The organism is Streptomyces luomodiensis (assembly GCF_031679605.1).
GTDB lineage: Bacteria > Actinomycetota > Actinomycetes > Streptomycetales > Streptomycetaceae > Streptomyces > Streptomyces luomodiensis.
The window spans coordinates 5,957,427-5,975,306 of the sequence record NZ_CP117522.1; the positions used below are offsets into that span (position 1 = coordinate 5,957,427).

At 71.3% G+C, this 17,880-nt stretch carries 17 protein-coding genes and 1 pseudogene; 14 read left to right on the top strand and 4 right to left on the bottom strand.

Annotated elements, in window-relative coordinates:
* Positions 1-20: 20 nt before the first annotated feature.
* Positions 21-479, top strand: coding sequence for a GFA family protein (locus PS467_RS24940; protein WP_311037102.1), 459 nt, complete (start codon positions 21-23; stop codon positions 477-479).
* A gap of 8 nt (positions 480-487) precedes the next feature.
* Complete coding sequence (locus tag PS467_RS24945) at positions 488-1,696, top strand: MalY/PatB family protein (protein ID WP_311037103.1); 1,209 nt, start codon at positions 488-490, stop codon at positions 1,694-1,696.
* A 41-nt stretch (positions 1,697-1,737) separates the two neighbouring features.
* Here the strand turns inward: PS467_RS24945 and PS467_RS24950 are convergent, their stop codons facing one another.
* Positions 1,738-2,034: a GYD domain-containing protein gene (locus tag PS467_RS24950; RefSeq protein WP_311037104.1), complete on the bottom strand. Its 297-nt coding sequence runs from the start codon at positions 2,032-2,034 to the stop codon at positions 1,738-1,740.
* 208 nt (positions 2,035-2,242) lie between these two features.
* On the opposite strand from PS467_RS24950, the gene PS467_RS24955 reads away from it, so the two are divergent.
* The 4 genes from PS467_RS24955 to PS467_RS24970 all read left to right on the top strand — a co-directional run bounded on the left by PS467_RS24955 (position 2,243) and on the right by PS467_RS24970 (position 6,601).
* Positions 2,243-3,226 (top strand): alpha/beta fold hydrolase, encoded by a 984-nt coding sequence (locus PS467_RS24955; protein ID WP_311037105.1) that lies wholly within the window; start codon positions 2,243-2,245, stop codon positions 3,224-3,226.
* A 146-nt stretch (positions 3,227-3,372) separates the two neighbouring features.
* A complete protein-coding gene (locus tag PS467_RS24960) occupies positions 3,373-4,854 on the top strand; it encodes a subtype B tannase (RefSeq protein ID WP_311039948.1) in 1,482 nt (493 codons plus the stop codon).
* A gap of 120 nt (positions 4,855-4,974) precedes the next feature.
* Complete coding sequence (locus PS467_RS24965) at positions 4,975-5,634, top strand: O-methyltransferase (protein ID WP_311037106.1); 660 nt, start codon at positions 4,975-4,977, stop codon at positions 5,632-5,634.
* A gap of 70 nt (positions 5,635-5,704) precedes the next feature.
* Complete coding sequence (locus PS467_RS24970) at positions 5,705-6,601, top strand: SDR family oxidoreductase (protein WP_311037107.1); 897 nt, start codon at positions 5,705-5,707, stop codon at positions 6,599-6,601.
* Positions 6,602-6,716: 115 nt separating this feature from the next.
* Here PS467_RS24970 and PS467_RS24975 read toward each other — a convergent pair whose 3' ends face one another.
* Both PS467_RS24975 and PS467_RS24980 read right to left on the bottom strand, forming a co-directional pair.
* Positions 6,717-7,193: a hypothetical protein gene (locus PS467_RS24975; RefSeq protein WP_311037108.1), complete on the bottom strand. Its 477-nt coding sequence runs from the start codon at positions 7,191-7,193 to the stop codon at positions 6,717-6,719.
* A 257-nt stretch (positions 7,194-7,450) separates the two neighbouring features.
* Entirely contained in the window at positions 7,451-8,209 is a 759-nt protein-coding gene (locus PS467_RS24980; RefSeq protein WP_311037109.1) for a hypothetical protein, read from the bottom strand.
* Between the two features lie 210 nt (positions 8,210-8,419).
* Here PS467_RS24980 and PS467_RS24985 point away from each other — a divergent pair, with 210 nt between their 5' ends.
* The 3 genes from PS467_RS24985 (at position 8,420) to PS467_RS24995 (ending at position 11,797) form a co-directional block, all read left to right on the top strand.
* On the top strand, positions 8,420-9,619 hold the full coding sequence (locus tag PS467_RS24985; RefSeq protein WP_311037110.1) for a sensor histidine kinase: 1,200 nt from the start codon (positions 8,420-8,422) through the stop codon (positions 9,617-9,619).
* Complete coding sequence (locus tag PS467_RS24990) at positions 9,612-10,277, top strand: response regulator (protein ID WP_311037111.1); 666 nt, start codon at positions 9,612-9,614, stop codon at positions 10,275-10,277. Before PS467_RS24985 ends, PS467_RS24990 begins: the two co-directional genes overlap by 8 nt.
* A 239-nt stretch (positions 10,278-10,516) precedes the next feature.
* The gene (locus tag PS467_RS24995; RefSeq protein WP_311037112.1) at positions 10,517-11,797 is read left to right on the top strand and encodes a serine hydrolase domain-containing protein; all 1,281 of its coding nucleotides are present in this window, start codon (positions 10,517-10,519) and stop codon (positions 11,795-11,797) included.
* A gap of 175 nt (positions 11,798-11,972) precedes the next feature.
* Here the strand turns inward: PS467_RS24995 and PS467_RS25000 are convergent, their stop codons facing one another.
* Positions 11,973-12,701 carry a TSUP family transporter gene (locus PS467_RS25000; protein WP_311037113.1) on the bottom strand — a complete coding sequence of 243 codons (729 nt, stop codon included), beginning with the start codon at positions 12,699-12,701 and terminating at the stop codon, positions 11,973-11,975.
* A 182-nt stretch (positions 12,702-12,883) separates the two neighbouring features.
* On the opposite strand from PS467_RS25000, the pseudogene PS467_RS25005 reads away from it, so the two are divergent.
* The 5 genes and pseudogenes from PS467_RS25005 to PS467_RS25025 all read left to right on the top strand — a co-directional run.
* Positions 12,884-13,726 (top strand): annotated as a pseudogene (locus PS467_RS25005) (TetR/AcrR family transcriptional regulator); the annotation flags it as partial.
* Positions 13,727-14,195: 469 nt separating this feature from the next.
* Positions 14,196-15,083 (top strand): beta-keto acid cleavage family enzyme, encoded by an 888-nt coding sequence (locus PS467_RS25010; protein ID WP_311037114.1) that lies wholly within the window; start codon positions 14,196-14,198, stop codon positions 15,081-15,083.
* A gap of 35 nt (positions 15,084-15,118) precedes the next feature.
* A complete protein-coding gene (locus tag PS467_RS25015) occupies positions 15,119-16,135 on the top strand; it encodes a 3-hydroxyacyl-CoA dehydrogenase NAD-binding domain-containing protein (RefSeq protein WP_311037115.1) in 1,017 nt (338 codons plus the stop codon).
* Positions 16,132-16,605 (top strand): thioesterase family protein, encoded by a 474-nt coding sequence (locus PS467_RS25020; RefSeq protein WP_311037116.1) that lies wholly within the window; start codon positions 16,132-16,134, stop codon positions 16,603-16,605. Before PS467_RS25015 ends, PS467_RS25020 begins: the two co-directional genes overlap by 4 nt.
* Before the next feature lie 165 nt (positions 16,606-16,770).
* Entirely contained in the window at positions 16,771-17,619 is an 849-nt protein-coding gene (locus PS467_RS25025) for a class I SAM-dependent methyltransferase (RefSeq protein ID WP_311037117.1), read from the top strand.
* Positions 17,620-17,880 lie beyond the last annotated feature (261 nt).

A 17,880-nucleotide genomic window follows, 5' to 3' on the forward strand; every position in this document is an offset into this window, starting at 1 on the left:
TCCAGGAAGGAGTCGTCACGATGTCTGATGAACCACGCTCTGAACAACCAGGCTCTGCTGAACCACGTGCGGAAACCGAGGCCGTCGAACGCGTCTGGTACGACGGGAGCTGCCACTGCGGCGGGGTGAAATTCTCCGCGGCGGCCAGCCGCAACCTGACCATCACCCTGTGCAACTGCGGTATCTGCTTCAAATCGGGACACCAGGAGCTGATGGTGCCCGAGGAGCGGTTCACCCTGCACGAGGGGCAGCAGTATCTGAAGCCCTACCGTTTCGGCAACTGCATCGCCGACCACACATTCTGCGCGGTCTGCGGAATCATGCCGTTCTACCGTCCGCGTTCGCACCCGACCGGCTATTTCAGCGTCAACGCGCGCTGCCTCGACCTCGACCAGGCCGTCAACATCGAATACGTCGAGTTCGACGGACAGAACTGGGAAGAGGCCATGGCGGCCGGCCAGCACGTACTGACCGAATGACGAGTGCGGTGAACACACTGACAAGTGGTGCCCCGGTGACGGCACGGCCCTCGCTCGACGTCGACCGCGTCACCGTCGAGTCGCTCCGCGAACTCGGCCAGCTCAAATGGGCGCTGGCCGGACCGGACCGGCTCGCGGCATGCGTCGCGGAAACCGACTTCGGGACCGCGCCGGCCGTCACCGGGGCGTTGCGGGACGCGATCGAGCGGAACATGACCGGCTACCCGACGCCGGTCCTGTCGGCCGAACTGGCCGCGGCGTGCGCCGCCTGGCAGCGGGAGAGATACGGGTGGGCGGTGGCACCGGAGGACGTCCGGCCGCTGCCCGACGTCATCCGGGCCCTGCACGTGGCCATCGCCCGCTTCTCCCGGCCCGGCTCACCGGTGATCGTCCCGGTACCGGCCTATGCGCCGTTCCTGCTGGTCCCGCGGCTGCTGGGGCGGCAGGTGTACCAGGTCGAGCTGGTCCGCTCCGGCGGCCGGTACGGCTATGACCTCGACGCCCTGGAGCGCGCGTACGCGGCCGGCGGCCACATGCTCGTGCTCTGCAACCCGCACAACCCGGTCGGCCGCGTCATGGAGGCCGCCGAACTGGTCGCGATCAGCGAGGTCGTCGAACGGCACGGCGGCCGGGTGTTCGCCGACGAGGTGCACGCGCCGCTGGTCTACGCGGGCGCCCGCCATGTGCCGTACGCCTCCACCTCGGACGCGGCCGCGGCCCACGCCATCACGGCCACCTCGGCCTCGAAGGCGTGGAACCTGGCCGGGCTGAAATGCGCCCAGGTGCTGCTCAGCAATGACGCGGACCGGCGGCGCTGGGACGCGCTGGGGCGGCTGGACACCGACGGCACCGCCACCCTGGGCATGATCGCCGCGACGACGGCCTACCGGGAGGGCGGCCCCTGGCTGGACGAGCTGCTCGCCCGGCTCGACCGGAACCGGCGTCTGCTGGGCGAGCTGCTGGACGAGCGGCTGCCGACCGTGCGCTACCAGCCGCCCGAGGGCACCTTCCTCGGCTGGCTCGACTTCCGCGGCCACCGGCCGCCGGCGGCCGACCTCGCGGAGTTCTTCGCCGAGCGGGCCGCGGTCACCCTCACCGACGGGGGCAGCTGCGGTCCGCCGGGGGAGGGGTTCGTACGTCTCAACTTCGCCACCACACCGGAGGTGCTCACCGAGATAGTGGCCCGGCTGGCGGGCGCGCTGCGCTCCCTGACGTGAGGTGACGCGACGGGACGTGAGGTGGCGCGAGGTGAGGTGGCTCAGCCGGTGGCCTTGGCGACGATGCGGTCGATCTCCTCCCGGCCGAAAGCCGGCAGGGTCGTGGACCGGACGTTGCCCGCCCCGGCGAGCTGGAGGAGCGACGCGGTGACGGTTTCGGCGTCGGGGGCCTCGATGACGGCCACGAGGTCGTACGGGCCCACGGTCCAGTAGATGTCCCGGAGCTTCGCCCCGAGCTTCTGGAGCCCGGCGGCGAATGCCTCGGACCGCCGCACGGTGTCCTTGTAGTCGCGGACTCCCTGCTCGGTCCAGTTCAGCAGCGTGACAAACGTGGGCATGGCCTTCCACCTCCGGGACGGGGGGCACCTTGCGAGGACCATCCTGGGCGTACGGCCGTGCACCCGCCCGCCAGCGCGGCGGAACGGGTGACGGGGCGGGACGGCTCGCGGGCCCGGTTTGCCGAACCGGCAACAGACGTCGTTCCCGCCGTGGACCAGGCGGCATGATCGACGCTGTTGCCCCTGGTCGACGCCCCCGGAGAGAGCCATGTCGCACCCGCCCACGACCGACCCCACCCACCGCCTGGTGCCCTCACCCGCCGGCCGCATCCACCTGGTGGAGCAGGGTGCGGGACCACTGGTGCTGCTCGTCCACGGATTCCCGGAGTCCTGGTACTCGTGGCGCCACCAGATGCCGGCCCTGGCCTCGGCCGGGTACCGGGTGGCCGCCATCGACGTCCGCGGCTACGGGCGTTCGTCCCGCCCCGAGGCGGTGGACGCCTACCGGATGCGCGAGCTGGTGGCGGACAACGTCGCCGTGGTGGAGGCGCTGGGCGAGGAAACCGCCGTACTGGTCGGGCACGACTGGGGCGCGAACATCGCCGCCACCTCGGCGCTCGTACGGCCGGATGTGTTCCGTGCGGTCGGCCTGCTGAGCGTGCCGTACGCCCCGCGCGGTGGCCCGAGGCCCAGTGAGGTCTTCACCGGAATGGGCGGGGAGGAGGAGTTCTACGTCTCCTACTTCCAGGAGCCGGGCCGGGCCGAGGCGGAGATCGAGCCCGATGTCCGTGGCTGGCTCGCGGGCATCTACGCCGCGCTGTCCGCCGACACCATGCCCGCGCCCGACCTGCCCGACCCGCATTTCATCGCCCGCGGCGGCACGATGCGCGACCGGTTCCCGGCCGGGCGGCCGGCCTGGCTGAGCGAGCGGGACCTCGATGTCTACGCGGGCGAGTTCGAGCGGACCGGACTGCGCGGGGCGCTGAGCCGCTACCGGAACATGGACCGGGACTGGGAAGAGCTGGCCGAGTTCGACGGCGCGCCGATCACCCAGCCGTCGCTGTTCATCGGCGGCGGCCGGGACGCCTCCACCACCTGGATGGGCGACGCGATCAAGGCGTACCCCAGCACGCTGCCCGGTCTCGTCGGCTCGCACATCCTCGAGGACTGCGGCCACTGGATCCAGCAGGAGCGCCCCGAGGAGATCAACCGGCTGCTGATCGACTGGCTGGGTCGGGTCGGGGACAGGTGAAGCCGTCCACGGTGAGGCCGTGTCCACGATAAAGCCGACAGGATCGTTGACGATTTCGCGGCCAGGGCTCTACGTTCACATGCGCCACAACTCAACAGGAGCGCGCGCCATGTGAGGAGACTTCCGTGAAGCGCAGGACCATGGTCATGGGACTCGCCGCGGCCGCCGCGACACCCGCCATCGGCGGGGGATACAGCGCGGCGGCGGCGGGTTCGGCCGGCTCGGACCCGTTGGCGTTCGACAAGGACGCCTACACCGCCGAGACGAAGACCGTGTCCACCGACGACGGCGACAAGCAGGTGACCTACCGCCTCTACAAAGGCGTCGTCTATGTCGCCAAGCCCGTGGACACGAAGTACCAGAGCCTGAACGTCAGCGTGCCCGTCGAGATCGACGGCAAGGCCGTCGACGCCACCCACGCCCCGATCCTGCTGGCCAACCGGATCGGCGGCTATATGTCGTCGTCGGTGACGGACGAGGGCGGCGGCGGACCGGGCGGCCCCGGCGGCCCCGGCGGTCCTGGGACGCCGGGCGGGATGGCCGGCAACGCGGACTACGGACTGGCGTCGGGGTACGTCGTGGTGGAGCCGGGGGCGCGGGGCCGTGACCTCGTGGCGTCGGACGGTACGTACTACGGCGTGGCGCCCGCCGCCATCGTGGACCTGAAGGCCGCCGTGCGGTACCTGCGCCACAACGAGGGCCGCGTCCCCGGGAACACCGACCGGATCGTCTCCTCCGGCACCAGCGCCGGGGGCGCGCTGTCCGCGCTGCTCGGCGCGTCCGGGGACAGCCCCCGGTACGACGCGTACCTGAGGGAGATCGGCGCGGCCGACGCCGGCGACGCCATCTTCGCCGCCGGCGGCTGGTGTCCCATCGCCGACCTCGAACACGCCGACATGGCGTACGAGTGGATGTTCGGCGGCAGCGAACTGAGCTCCGGCGAGGTCGTCGACCAGACCGTCTCCAAGCAGGTGAGCGCCGCGTTCGCCGACTACCAGGCGTCCTTGCGGCTGCGGGGGGAGAAGGGCTTCGGCCCCCTCACGGCGCGCACCTACGACGACTACCTGCTGAAGACCTACCTCCAGCCGGCGGCCACCCGGTATCTCACGGCGCTGCCGGACGCGGACCGTGCCGCCTACCTCGCCGACCACACCTGGATCACCTGGTCCGGCGGCCGGGCGACGTTCGCGTGGGCGGACTTCCTCGGCCATGTGGGGCGCAAGAAGAACGTACCGGCGTTCGACTCCTTCGACCTCTCCGCGCCCGAGAACAACCTCTTCGGCCAGGGGACCACCAAGGCCCGCCACTTCACGCCGTACAGCCTGCGGCACACCAGCGGCGACACCGGCGCGCGGCTCGACCGCGATCTGCCCGTCAAACTCGACCTGATGAACCCGATGCACTTCATCGGGCAGGCCAACCCCGGCCGGGCGCGGCACTGGTGGCTCCGCGTCGGCACCAGCGACACCGACACCTCGCTCACGGTCGTGGGCAACCTGGCGGCCGGTCTGGAGAACCTCGGCGACGACGTCAACGCCCTGATGTACTGGGACGCCGGGCACGGGGCCAACCAGGACCCGGGTGACTTCATGAGGTGGATCGGCGAGGTGACGGGCTACCGCGCCTGACGCCGGATCCGTCCGTCCGCGGCCCCTCGGGAGAACGCTCCCGAGGGGCCGCGGCCGTTCGCGCATGGCGCGCATCATCCTCGCTAGACAAGACGCAACGTTGCGTCTACTCTACTGGTCATGGCAATCACTCACACCCTTGCCGACCCCCGGGTCGAGGCGGCTCTCAGCCGGATGTTCGAACAGGCGGAGCAGGACGGGGCCATCGCCTCGCGACTGGGGGATCCGACGCCCGGGACGAGGACCCATCAGGAGCTCGCCGACGCCGCGGCCGAGATCTACATGCCGATCTCCGCCGAGGGCGGGAAGCTGCTCTACAACCTGGTCCGCGCCGTCCGCCCGGCCACGGTCGTCGAGTTCGGCATGTCCTTCGGCATCTCCACGCTCCACCTGGCCGCCGCCGTGCGGGACAACGGCACCGGCCGCGTCATCACCACGGAGATGAGCAAGGACAAGATCGCGTCAGCCCGTGAGACCTTCACCGAGACCGGGCTGGACGACCTGATCACCGTGCTCGAAGGGGACGCCCGGGAGACCCTCGCCGCCGTCGAAGGTCCCCTGGACATCGTTCTGCTCGACGGCTGGAAGGACCTGTGCCTGCCCGTGCTGCGGCTGCTCGAACCGCGGCTGCGGTCCGGCAGCCTCGTCGTCGCCGACGACGTCGACCAGGGCCAGGGCCTGCTGCGGCCGTACCTCGAGTACGTACGCGACCCCTCGAACGGCTACCACAACGTGACGTTCCCCATCGAGGACGGCATGGAGATCAGCTGCCGCCTCTGAGCCACGCGACCGGGCCACCGCCCGCTACCAGGACCCGGTAGACCCGGTACCTCTACGAAAGAGCAGGAAGATGCACGTATTCGTCACCGGAGCGACCGGCTGGATCGGCTCCGCCGCCGTCGACCAGTTGCTCCACGCCGGACACAAGGTCACCGGCCTCGCCCGCTCCGACGCCTCCGCCACCGCGCTCGAGGCCAAGGGCGCCCAGGCGCTGCGCGGCGACCTCGACCACCTCGACAGCCTCCGCACCGGCGCCGCCGAGGCCGACGCCGTCGTCCACCTCGCCAACAAGCACGACTGGGCCAACCCGGCCGTGACCAACAAGGCCGAGCGAGACGCCGTACAGACCATCGGCGACACCCTCGCCGGCTCCCACCGGCCGTTCGTCCTCGCCTCCGGCCTGTCCTTCCTCACCCCCGGCCGGGTGGCCACCGAGCAGGACGCGTCCCCCTTCCACGGCCCCGATTCCGCCCGCGGCGGCAGCGAGAACCTCGCGCTCGACTTCGTGCCCAAGGGCGTCAACACGATCGTCGTGCGCTTCGCCCCCACCGTGCACGGCGACGGCGACCAGGGATTCATGGCCGGACTGGTGGCCACGGCCCGCGCCAAGACCCTTGCGGGCTACATCGACGCCGGGACCAACCGCTGGGCGGCGATCCACCGCGGCGACGCCGGACGCATCGTCCGGCTCGCCCTCGACAAGCAGGCCCCGGCCGGCACCATCCTGCACGCCGTCGCCGAGACCGGCATCCCCACCCATGACATAGCCGAGGTCATCGGCCGCGGACTCGACCTGCCCATCACCTCCATCCCGACCGACCGGGCCGGCGACCACTTCGGCTGGCTGACCAGGTTCTTCGGAACCGACATGGCCGCGAGCAGCGACACCACCCGCACCCTCCTCGGCTGGACCCCCAGCGGCCCCACCCTGGCCGAGGACCTCGACAGCGGCTGCTACTACCGCTGACCGCCCGACGCCCTGGCCCACACCCCCATGGGCCAGCCGCCGCCCCTACGGCCACCGCGACCACGACCTGCACCGAGACGGTGACGGGGCAGCGCGGAGGCGGTGGGAAGGCCGGTCATCCTCCATCGCCTCTCGTCAGCACGATGTCGGGACACACATCCGGATCCACGTCGTCGAACAGCACCGGGCGGGCACGATCACCTCCCACGGTCAGGAAGGCGATCGGGTCCGGATTCCCGGGCTCGGGCCCCTCGAAGAAGTCCAGCCTGATCTGCATGCCCTCGGCACCGCTACGCGACTCGTACTCCCAGGTGCCAGAACCCTCGAATGAGCCCAGGCTGTCGTCACCATGTTCGTAGCCGCCGTAACGCCAGCTCTTCACCCGGAAGCCGGAGGAAGCGAGGCGGATCTCCATACCGCCCGTCCCCGTATAGCGGCCGGGCAACGCGGACTTGCTGATGTCGGAGACCGCCTTGGGGCAGCCGTGCGAGGGCTTTCCGCCGATCGCGTTCATCAACCGCAGATAGCCCAAGGTGAGCAGCAGCAGGAGAACGCAGGAGAAAACCAGGCCGCGCGTGATCGATCCGTACATCCACCGCACCGTGTGACGGACCACCCCGGTTCCGGTCTTAGTAGGCATCTGGGTGCAGCCGCTCCGTATCTACCGTTGACAAAGGCTACCTGGCGGGAGCATGCCATCCCTGCCCGGATCGATCCTTGGCAGATCGTTGCTTCCGAGGCCACGCTCCAGCCGCCGGCAAGTTCAAGGCCAAGTCCATCGACACCGCGGCGCCCTGACCACGTCGGCGTCCGGGGCGAGCGACCTCACGACGTGGGTTGATGACCGCGCTACACGCGGCCGGTGTGGGCCGTTGACCAGCGCATCCCAGCTGTCAGGTGTTCAAGATAGGCCGGGTGGCGGACCGTCACCACGATGTCCACGTAGGGGCGTTCGTCGAATGAGCGGGTTTCCAGCAGCCGCCACACCCTCCAGTGCTCCAGGTCGGCCGGGTCCTCCCACGTCGCCATTTCCTCGCGCGACTCCCCGGGCTCCCAGGGCTCGTCCTCGTCTTCCAAGGCCGCCACCTCGCTCCACAGCGGTACGTTGCGGACCGTGCCGCAACGGTAGGTGGTCACTACATCAGCGGCCCGTTGAGAGAACGCTTCGCCGTTGTTCCTCGTCCACACCAGGTGGGATATTCCGTCGTGTCCTGAACCTCCGCCCAGCTCGTACACGTCTTTCGCCAGGGTTCGGGGTTCGAGCACGGTCCTGCCGTCGTCCCCCAGCAGATATCCGTCCGCATCGACCCGGAGCTTCTTGCCGAAGAGGAAGCCGTACAGCTCCGAGAACTCCTCCTTCAGCCGCATGCCTGCGACGATCTCCTTGCCCCGCTCCTCGGAGAAGGGGTACCGGTCTCCACGGGGCACTCCGTCGTCGTCGTTGTGCAGGTGTCCGTTCGTCAGCAGGAACCACGCGTCCACGAGCAGGGCCATGGGGAACGTGGGCTCGCTCGGGACCTGCCAGGCATCCGGGTTGATGAGATGCACCCGTCCGCGGAAGGTCGAGTCCTCGACAGCGTCGATGGAGACGGTGAAAAGATCAGTCATGGCGAGATGCTCATTCAGTCGGCAGGCGGGGTGGTCACCGATGTTCACCCCAGTGCCCGGACAGTAACCGCCTCCACTGACAACGATCCCCGCCGTCCTCCACGGCGGTTCCTGAGACTGACTGGGCCCAGCACGCACACCGGTCGGTGACGGCGCGAGTCGCTCTTTGGAGCGATGAGGAGCGGTGCGTGAGCGCATAGTGTCGGACGGATGAACGTGGTTGACGGCAAGTGGCCCAGGTGGGGCGCTGATGCCGGTTTGGTCGCCCTGGCGGTTCTGCCGCCGCTGCTGTCGCAGCCGTACGTCGACACCTCGGGGCCGGCGTGGTCGTCGCTCATCGGGTACGAGGCGGTGGCGGCGGTGGTTCTGGTGCTGCGGCGGCGGGTGCCGGTGACGGCCTTCGTCACCGGCTTCGGCGCGCTCTTGGCGGCGCTGGTGGGGAGCGCGGGCGAGGGGGCCAAGCTGACCCCGCTGGTCTTCGTGCCACTCGCCGTGCTGCTCTACAACCTGGGCAGCCGCGGTACGAGCTGGATACGTACCGTGTCGGCGCTGCTCGGCGGTGTCGTGATGGCGCTGCTCGGCCTGTGGGTGAACCGGATGACGGCCGGCGCCAGCGAGTTCCGGGGCGGCCTGGACGTTCTCGCCGTCCTGGCTCCGATGCCGCTGGCCTGGGCGATGGGTTTCGGCTCCCGCACCCGGCGTGCGCTGCTCGCCGCGGCCGAGCAGCGGGCGGCCGAGGCGAGGCGCGCACAGCTCCTGGAGGCGGCGCAGGCCACCCAGCGGGAGCGGGCGCGGATCGCCCGTGAGATGCACGACGTGGTCGCGCATTCGCTCACCCTGCTCGTCGTGCACGCCGAGACCCTGCGGGCCCGCGGCGACGAACTGCCCGACTGGGCCCGTGCCCAGGTCGACGGGCTGGCGGCGGCGGGCCGGCAGAGCAGTGGTGAGCTGCGTGATCTGCTGCGTATGCTGCGCGATCCCGCGGACGCGGCCCCCCTGCAACCGGTGCCCGGACTCGGTGAGCTGGACGCGCTGCTGGACAGCCACCGCGCCGCGGGAGGAACGATCGAGGTGCGGATGGGGACGACGGAGACCGCCCTGGAGTCGTTGCCCACTCCGGTGCGGACGGCCGGGTACCGCATCGTGCAGGAAGCACTGGCCAACGCCCGCCGGCACGCACCCGGGGCGCCGGTCCGGCTCACCGTCGACGGCACGGCCGGCCGACTGCGGTGCGAGGTGTGGAACAGCCGCGGGGTGCGGCGCGGCACGGCCGGCGCGGGGATCGGGCTCGGCCTGGTCAGCATGCGCGAACGGGTGGACGCGCTGGGCGGAGAACTCACCGCCGGACCGACCGGCGACGGCGGTTTCCGCGTCGTGGCCACGATGCCGTGGGAGAACGCCGATGCCTGAGCAGATCAGCGTGCTCGTGGTGGACGACGAGCCGGTCATCCGCGCCGGCCTGAGCGCGATCCTGGACAGTCAGGCCGATCTCACCGTGGCGGGCACCGCGGAGGACGGCGAGGGGGCCGTCGAGGCGTGCGCGCGGCTGAGGCCGGACGTACTGCTGATGGACATCCGCATGCCGCGCCGGAACGGGCTGTGGGCGCTGGCCGAGCTGAGCCGCCGGGGGCTCCTCGGACCGGGACGGAGCCAGGTGCTCATGCTGACGACGTTCGACCTGGACGAGTACGTCGACGACGCGCTGGCCGCCGGGGCGTCCGGATTCCTGCTGAAGAACAGTTCGTACGAGGAGCTGACCGGGGCGGTGCGGGCGGCGGCGGCCGGACACAGCGCGCTGAGCCCGGCGGTGACCCGCCGGATCATCGAGGGGCATCTCAGCGGCCGGCAGCGGCCCAGCGACCACGAGCTGGCCCGGCTGAGGGACCTCACCGAGCGGGAGCGCGACGTGCTGCGGCTGGTCGGGGACGGGCTGAGCAACGCCGAGATCGCCGACCGGCTCGTGGTGAGCCTGCACACGGTGAAGACGCACGTCAGCCGCATGCTCGCGAAGACCGGCTGCCAGAGCCGGGCGCAGGCGGCGGTGCTGGCCAGGAACACGCTGTCCTGAAACCATGCGCGGTGGACGGGGCGGCGCGCTGCCGCGCCCTCGTTGTCATCCTCGTCATTCCTCGTCATTCCTTCGAATGACCGGGCGTTCGTGGGAAGCCCGCCATCGAGCGATGTGCCGGGCGGCTGCCGCTGGCTGAATGGTTGCCGTGCGCGGGGCCCGCGGCCAGGCCGCTCAGCGGGATGAACGACCGGTCCCTCGACGCACGAAGCAACCATCATGCGCCGAAGGGAACTGCCATGTCCGCACACACGTCGTCTCGCCACCGAATCCTGCGCGCGGCGCTGGCAGTGGCGTTGGCGACCGGTATGAGCGCGGTGCTCATGGGCTGCTCGGACTCGGAGGCGAGCGCGGCGAAGACGTCGGACGCTTCGGCCGTGTCGTCCGACGAGCGGCTGGCCGACATCGCACAGAAGGCGGCGGACGAGGGTTCCCTGGGGGTGATCGTCCGGGTCGACCGCGGCAAGGGGGCGCCCGTGGAGATAGCGCGGCAGGCCGGCTGGACGAAAGACGATCACCGCATCGCCGCCGACGACCAGTTCAGGGTCGGGTCCAACACCAAGACGGTCACCGCGACCCTCGTCCTGCAACAGGTCGCCGAGGGCAGGATCGGCCTCGCCGACCCGGTGGAGAAGTGGCTGCCCGGACTGGTCAAGGGCGGCGCGGACATCACCGTCCGGATGCTGCTCAACCACACCAGCGGGCTGGGCGACTTCCTGTTGACACCGCAGTTCCTGCCCTCCCTCACCGGCCAGGAGCAGCGCACCTGGCGGCCGGAGGACCTCCTGGCCATCACCCCCGAGCAGGATCCGCCGGCCGAGCCCGGTGAGAAGTACTCCTACAGCAACGCCAACTACGCGGCCCTCGGGCTGATCCTGGAGAAGGCCACTGGGAGCAGCATGGCCGAGCTGATCGAGCAGAAGATCACCAAGCCGTTGGGGATGAAGGACTCGTTCCTGGCCACGAACGCCGACTGGCCCGCCGGGAAGCAGCACGTGACCGGCTACGAACCGGACGCCGAGCGCCTGAGGGACATCCTCTCCCCGACCGTGGAGCTGCCCGAAGGCGTCGGCTTCGAGGGCCCCGAACGTCCCGACAGCAACATCGACACCACCGCCATCGACCCGAGCTGGTCCTGGGCGGCGGGGGCCATGGTCTCCACCGCACAGGACTGGCAGCGCTTCCTGACCGCGCTGATGTCCGGCGAGCTGCTGCCCAAGGCCCAGATGAAGCAGATGCGCACCACCGTCGCCGCCCCCGAGGAAGGCGGCGGTTACGGCCTCGGCCTGATGAAGGTGAACACGCCCTGCGGCACCGTCTGGGGCCACACCGGCGGCCTGCCCGGCTACTCCAGCGAGATCTACACCGACGCGAGCGGACACCGCAGCGTCGCGGTCCTGACGAGCACGAACTTCGGCATCAAGGAAAAGGCGGCCGCGACCGCGAACAAGGCCCTCGTCGAAGCGGCGACCTGCCGCATGCTGGGCAAGCCACTGCCCTCGGAGACCCCCGGCGAGTGACCGTCGCGGCGCCGGTCGCCCTGGCGGACGGGCGGGCGGACCGAGGCCACCACGAGGAGCCGGCCGGTGGCCCCGCGGACGTCTCCGCCCGGACCGCTTTGCCGACGGGTCCGGCGGCGCCGTGCCCGTCCATGACTGCGAGAACCCCCACGGCCCGGCGGGCCCGCCCGCGCCCTCAGATCTCCAGCACACCCTTGACCAGCGTGGACCCCCCACCCGCCAACGCGAGCAGAAGGACGAGTCGGCGGGCAGCGCGCTCCGGGACGCGCGTGGCGAGCGCCTTGCCGATGACCGCGCCCACCACCAGCCCAGCCACCGCGAACCCCCATACGCCCGCGCCCAGCCGGGGAACCCCGTTGGCGGCGACGGAGAACGTGTTCACCACGACCCCGTAGAACTGCGCGTTCGGCACGAACTCGCGGACCGTCCACCCCGCGTTCAGCGCGTACAGGGACACCGGCGGGCCGCCCACCCCGGCGGACGAGTTCATGAAGCCACCGGCGGCGCCCGCCGCCAGCGCTCCTTTGAGCCCGCCCAGGGCGGGGGCGTTCGCACCGCACATCACCAGCAGGACGGCCAGGGTCACCAAGCTGCCCGTTCCGGCGAGGACGACGGGTTCGGGGAGGTGGGCGGCCACCCACGTACCGGCCGGAACGGTGCAGGCCGAGGCCACGACCATGGGGACCATCGCGCTGAGCCGCACCCGCCGCCAGTCCTCCGCGAGCCCCACCGCGCAGATGACACCGGCGGCGCAGTTGGTGAGGGCGACGCCCTGGGCCGGGCCGAGCAGCAGCACCAGCGCGGGCACGGCGAGGAGCGCGAACCCCATGCCCGTCAGCCACTGCACGGAGGCCCCCGCCATGACGATCCCACCGAGAAGCAACTGCGCGTACCAACCACTCATCGCACGGAGTTTCGCATCTTTCGGGAGAGCGGCCCTGCGCGCGTGCGGCTGCGGACCCTGGTCGACGGCCGCGTCTCCCAACTGACGCACTAGTCAGTGCACAGCACAATATCGGGTCGATATGGGCACCTCGCGCCTCGCATGCATTGCGTTTATCTCAACGTATCCGTACGGTGTCGGCCATGCGGCAACAGTTCGACGTGGCGGAACGCGTACGTCAGGTGATCGGTGCAGCCGGTTGCACCCAGCGCGAATTCGCCCGGCGGGTCGTGATGGACCCGTCCAAGCTCTCGCGTTCGCTCAGCGGGAGCCGGCGCTTCACCGTGGCCGAGCTGGCGCGGATCGCGGACGCCGGGAACGTGGACGCCGGGTGGCTGCTGGGCACCACGGCGGTCGGCGGGGCGGCGGCCGGGGCCGGCGCGCCCCGGCCGCCCGCCGCGCCCCCCGAGGGCGGGCGGCCGTTGCAGATCGTGCGGGAGACGGTGCGGCTCATCGCCGAGCGCGGCTTCCACGCCGTACGCGTCGCCGACATCGCCGCGGCCTGCGACACCAGCACCGCCACCATCCACTACCACTTCCCGGGCCGCGCCGAACTGCTCGAGGCCGCCGTGCGCTGGTGCATGGACGAGGACACCGCGCGCCGCGCCGCCCGGATCGCCGAGGCCGACGACGCCCGGGAGGAGCTGCGGCAGCTGATCGCGCTCCAGGTGCCGCACACCGAGCGGCAGCGGCGGCAGTGGCTGGTGTGGCTGGACCTGTGGGCCGAGGCCGCACGGTCCACGGCCATCGGGCGGCTGCACGCCGACTTCTACCGGCAGTGGCGGCAGACCGTCGCCGACGTGATCCGGCGCGGGATCGAGCAGGGGGTCTTCCGCGCCGTCGACCCGGAGTACAGCGCGCTGCGCCTGACCGCGCTGATCGACGGGCTCGCCACTCAGGTGCTGGCCACCGCGCCCGGTGCGGGCGGGACCAGCGCCGAGGACATGGACATCGCCTGCAACGCGTACGTGGACACCGAGTTGTCCGAGGCGACCGAAGTGACCGCCCGGCGGCCCGGAGCCGACCGGCCCGGACCGGCCAGCCGGCCCGGAGCGAAGCAGCCCGGACCGCCCGACCAGCCCGGAACCGACCGGCCCGGACCGGCCAGCCGGCCCGGAACCGAGCAGCCCGGACCGCCCGACCAGCCCGGAACCGACCGGCCCGGACCGCCCGACCAGCCCGGAACCGACCGGCCCGGACCGGCCAGCCGGCCCGGAGCGAAGCAGCCCGGACCGCCCGACCAGCCCGGAACCGAGCAGCCCGGACCGCCCGACCAGCCCGGAACCGACCGGCCCGGACCGGCCAGTCAGCCCGGAGCCGAGTAGTCGGGACCGGTCAGCCGGCCCGGAGCGAAGCAGCCCGGACCGTCCGACCAGCCCGGACCGTAGCCACGCGCTGCCGCGCGCCGCGAGGAAGTCGCCGCGCACCGCGAGAAAGGGAGAGAAGCCCGTGCCCATGAACGACAGCGTGATCATCACCTGTGCCCTCACCGGCGCCGGTGACACGGTGGGCCGCAGCCCCCACGTCCCCGTCACCCCCGAGCAGATAGCCCGCTCCGCCGTCGAGGCCGCGGAGGCCGGGGCGGCCGTGGTCCACATCCACGTACGCGACCCCGAGACCGGCGCCCCCGCCCGCGACCCGCGGCTTTACCGCGAGGTCGTGGAGCGGGTCAAGGAGACCGGCACCGACGTCGTCATCAACCTCACCGCGGGTATGGGGGGCGACCTGGTCATCGACCCCGAGCACCCGCTCACCCACCTCCCCGGCACCGACCTGGTCAGCGGCCTGGAGCGGCTGCCCCACGTCGAGGAGCTGCTCCCCGACATCTGCACCCTCGACTGCGGCTCGCTCAACTTCGGCGACGGCAGCAACCTCTACGTTTCCACCCCCGACATGCTGCGCACCGGCGCCAAGCGCATCCAGGAGCTGGGCGTCCGCCCCGAGCTGGAGATCTTCGACACCGGGCAGCTGTGGTTCGCCAAGCAGCTGCTGGCCGAGGGGCTGCTCGACGACCCGACCGTCTTCCAGCTCTGCATGGGCATCCCGTGGGGCGCCCCGGCCGATCCGGGCGTGCTCCAGGCGATGGTCGGCATGCTGCCCGAGGGCGCCCAGTGGGCCAGCTTCGCGCTGGGCCGGATACAGATGCCGTGGGTGGCGCAGTCCATCCTGCTCGGCGGCAACGTACGGGTCGGGCTGGAGGACAACCTCTACCTCAGCCGGGGCGTCAAGGCCACCAACGGCCGGCTCGTCGAGCGCGCGGTCCAGATCACCGAGCTGCTGGGCGCGAAGGTCGCCACACCGGACGAGGCCCGGCGACGGCTCGGCCTCAAGCCCCGCGCGTAATCCCCCCACCACCCGCTCCCCACCCGAGGATCGCCATGCCCTCACCACCCCACACCCCCGAAGAGGTCCGCCGCGTCGCCTGCGTCGGCGCCGGAGTCATCGGCGGCGGCTGGGCCGCCCACTTCCTGGCCCGCGGCTACGACGTCACCGCCTGGGACCCGGCCCCCGACGCCGAGGAGAAGCTGCGCCGTCTCGTGGCCGCCGCCTGGCCCGCCCTGGAGCAGATCGGCCTCGCCGACGGCGCTTCCCCCGACCGGCTGACCGTCGCCGCGACCGCCGAGGAAGCCCTGTCCGACGCACAGTTCGTCCAGGAGAGCGCCCCCGAGAAGCTGGAGCTGAAGCGGTCGCTGCTGGCCCGGCTGGACGCGGCGGCCCCGCCCGGTGTCGTGATCGCGTCCTCCACCTCCGGCTACCCGATGACCGATATGCAGACCGAGGCCGCCGACCCCGGCCGGCTCGTCGTCGGTCACCCCTTCAACCCGCCGTACCTCATACCGCTGGTCGAGGTCGTCGGCGGGGAGCGGACGGACGCCGCCGCGGTCGAATGGGCCGCACGCTTCTACAAGGTGGCGGGCAAGTCCGTCATCACCATGGAGCGCGAGCTGCCCGGTTTCATCGCCAACCGGCTCCAGGAGGCGCTGTGGCGCGAGGCGCTGCACATGGTCGCCAACGGTGAGGCCACGGTGAAGGAGATCGACGACTCGATCACCGAGGGACCGGGGCTGCGGTGGGCTTTCATGGGCCCCTGCCTCACGTTCGCCCTGGCGGGCGGCGAGGGAGGCATGGGACATATGCTCGACCACTTCGGACCCTCGTTGAAGTCTCCGTGGACCCGTCTCGAGGCGCCTGAGCTGGACGCCACGCTGCGTACGGCCATGGTCGAGGGCTGTGACGAGGCGGCCGGCGGCCGTACCATCGCGCAGCTCGTCGCGGAGCGCGACCAGGGCGTCATCGACGTCCTACGGGCGACCGGCCGGCTGCCGCGGCAGCGCACCGAGGGGACGGACGGCATCGCACGCACCACCAGCAGCAGCATGGGAGACGAGACATGAGCACCACGCTCCCCGACTACCGGCAGACCGTACGTCCCGAGTGGATCGACTACAACGGCCACATGAGCGAGGCGTTCTACGTCCTCGTCTTCGGCCACAGCACCGACGAGATGATGGTGGAGACCGGGCTGGACTCCACCTACCGGGAGAAGACCGGCTGCTCCCTCTACACCGTGGAGTCGCACATCCGGTATCTGCGCGAGGTCGACGAGGGCGCGGACCTCACCATCCGTACGCGGGTGCTCGGCGTGGACGAGAAGAAGGTGCGGTTCGCCCATGAGATGCACGTGGGCGAACCGGACGGCGCCCCCGTGGCCACGACCGAGCTGCTCGCGCTCCACGTCGACCAGAAGGAGGGCCGCTCGGCGCCGTTCCCGGAGGAGGTGCGGGAGCGGCTGACGGACCTGGTGGAGAAGAGCCCCGAGTGGGCGGGCCGGGGGATCGGCCCGGTTCCGGCCGAGGCGGGTTGAACGACCACCGGCGCTCCTGAACGCCCCGGCCCCGGAACCGTCCGGGGGCCGGGGCGTTACTCGTTCCGCACCCGTGTCCGCATCCGTTCCGCACCGGGTGAGGTTGAATGGCGGTGGAGGAACCCGACAGACGCGGGGGACGCGCGTACGAGGAGTGACGACGCCATGGCGGACGCCGGACCGGACGGCAAGGGCCGGCGCGTCGAGCTGAGCGGGGTGCCCGAGACCCTGCTGTGGAACCTCTATATGCGGGCCGCCGAGGCCCGCCGGCCGCGGACCGTGCTCGAGGACCCCAAGGCCGTGGAGCTGGTCGAGCGCATCGACTACCCCTTCGAGGAGACCTTCGGGCCGCCCAACCCGCTGCTGGCCCAGGGCCACGCGCTGCGGGTCCGCACCTTCGACGCCGCCGTACGGGCGTTCCTCGACGAGCATCCGGACGGCACGGTCGTCGCGCTCGCCGAGGGACTGGAGACGCAGTTCTGGCGGGTGGACAACGGACGGGCGCGCTGGCTGTGCGTGGAGCTGCCGGAGACCGCCGAGGTGCGGCGGGCGCTGCTGCCGGACGAGGAGCGGCGGCGCACCCTCGCCCGGTCGGCGCTCGACCTGTCCTGGCGGGACGAGGTCGATCCGGGGCGCGGAGTGCTGATCACCGCCCAGGGGCTGCTGATGTATCTGCGGCCGGCCGAGGTGCGGGACCTGATCGCGGGGTGCGCCGAGCGGTTCCGGGGCGGGGCGCTGGTCTTCGACGCGGTGCCGCGGTGGTTCAGCGCCCGCACGATGCGCGGCGGGTTGCGCACCGCGCAGGGCTATCGCACCCCGCCCATGCCGTGGGGGATGGACGCGGGCGAGCTGCCGAAGGTGCGGACGGCCCATCCGGCGATCACGGACGTACGCGAGGTGCCGCCGCCGCGCGGGCGCGGGTTCTACTTCGGGGCACTGGCGCCCCTGATGCGGTGGCTGCCGGCGGTACGGAACCTGCGGCCGACGATGACGGCGATCGCCCGCTTCTCCTGAGCCCGCGCCCCTCGGACCGCGCCCCTCGGACCGCCCCCCGGACCGCGCCCTTCTCCGCCACATCCACCCTGACGTGGCCGAAAACCTCATGCTGACGCCGGGCGAACACTAGTGGAACCTATAGACGTAGTCGCTCAACCGTTTTTCGAGGTCATGGCGCATGCCTAAAATCCCGCCTGTTCCGCTCATCGGGTGGTTCGGAAGTCTGTGCATGTGCTGTGGACATTCCGACGACGGTGTCCGTGTAGTCCGTGGAGGCAT

What these genes read in the sequence shown, in the direction of transcription:
- PS467_RS24990 (WP_311037111.1), top strand. Translation starts at nt 9,612, where the DNA reads ATGCCTGAGCAGATCAGCGTGCTCGTGGTGGACGACGAGCCGGTCATC.
- PS467_RS24940 (WP_311037102.1), top strand. Translation starts at nt 21, where the DNA reads ATGTCTGATGAACCACGCTCTGAACAACCAGGCTCTGCTGAACCACGT.
- PS467_RS24975 (WP_311037108.1), bottom strand. Translation starts at nt 7,193, where the DNA reads ATGTACGGATCGATCACGCGCGGCCTGGTTTTCTCCTGCGTTCTCCTG.
- PS467_RS24955 (WP_311037105.1), top strand. Translation starts at nt 2,243, where the DNA reads ATGTCGCACCCGCCCACGACCGACCCCACCCACCGCCTGGTGCCCTCA.
- PS467_RS25020 (WP_311037116.1), top strand. Translation starts at nt 16,132, where the DNA reads ATGAGCACCACGCTCCCCGACTACCGGCAGACCGTACGTCCCGAGTGG.
- PS467_RS24960 (WP_311039948.1), top strand. Translation starts at nt 3,373, where the DNA reads ATGGGACTCGCCGCGGCCGCCGCGACACCCGCCATCGGCGGGGGATAC.
- PS467_RS24980 (WP_311037109.1), bottom strand. Translation starts at nt 8,209, where the DNA reads ATGACTGATCTTTTCACCGTCTCCATCGACGCTGTCGAGGACTCGACC.
- PS467_RS24995 (WP_311037112.1), top strand. Translation starts at nt 10,517, where the DNA reads ATGTCCGCACACACGTCGTCTCGCCACCGAATCCTGCGCGCGGCGCTG.
- PS467_RS25025 (WP_311037117.1), top strand. Translation starts at nt 16,771, where the DNA reads ATGGCGGACGCCGGACCGGACGGCAAGGGCCGGCGCGTCGAGCTGAGC.
- PS467_RS24950 (WP_311037104.1), bottom strand. Translation starts at nt 2,034, where the DNA reads ATGCCCACGTTTGTCACGCTGCTGAACTGGACCGAGCAGGGAGTCCGC.
- PS467_RS24970 (WP_311037107.1), top strand. Translation starts at nt 5,705, where the DNA reads ATGCACGTATTCGTCACCGGAGCGACCGGCTGGATCGGCTCCGCCGCC.
- PS467_RS25000 (WP_311037113.1), bottom strand. Translation starts at nt 12,701, where the DNA reads ATGAGTGGTTGGTACGCGCAGTTGCTTCTCGGTGGGATCGTCATGGCG.
- PS467_RS24965 (WP_311037106.1), top strand. Translation starts at nt 4,975, where the DNA reads ATGGCAATCACTCACACCCTTGCCGACCCCCGGGTCGAGGCGGCTCTC.
- PS467_RS25015 (WP_311037115.1), top strand. Translation starts at nt 15,119, where the DNA reads ATGCCCTCACCACCCCACACCCCCGAAGAGGTCCGCCGCGTCGCCTGC.
- PS467_RS25010 (WP_311037114.1), top strand. Translation starts at nt 14,196, where the DNA reads ATGAACGACAGCGTGATCATCACCTGTGCCCTCACCGGCGCCGGTGAC.
- PS467_RS24985 (WP_311037110.1), top strand. Translation starts at nt 8,420, where the DNA reads ATGAACGTGGTTGACGGCAAGTGGCCCAGGTGGGGCGCTGATGCCGGT.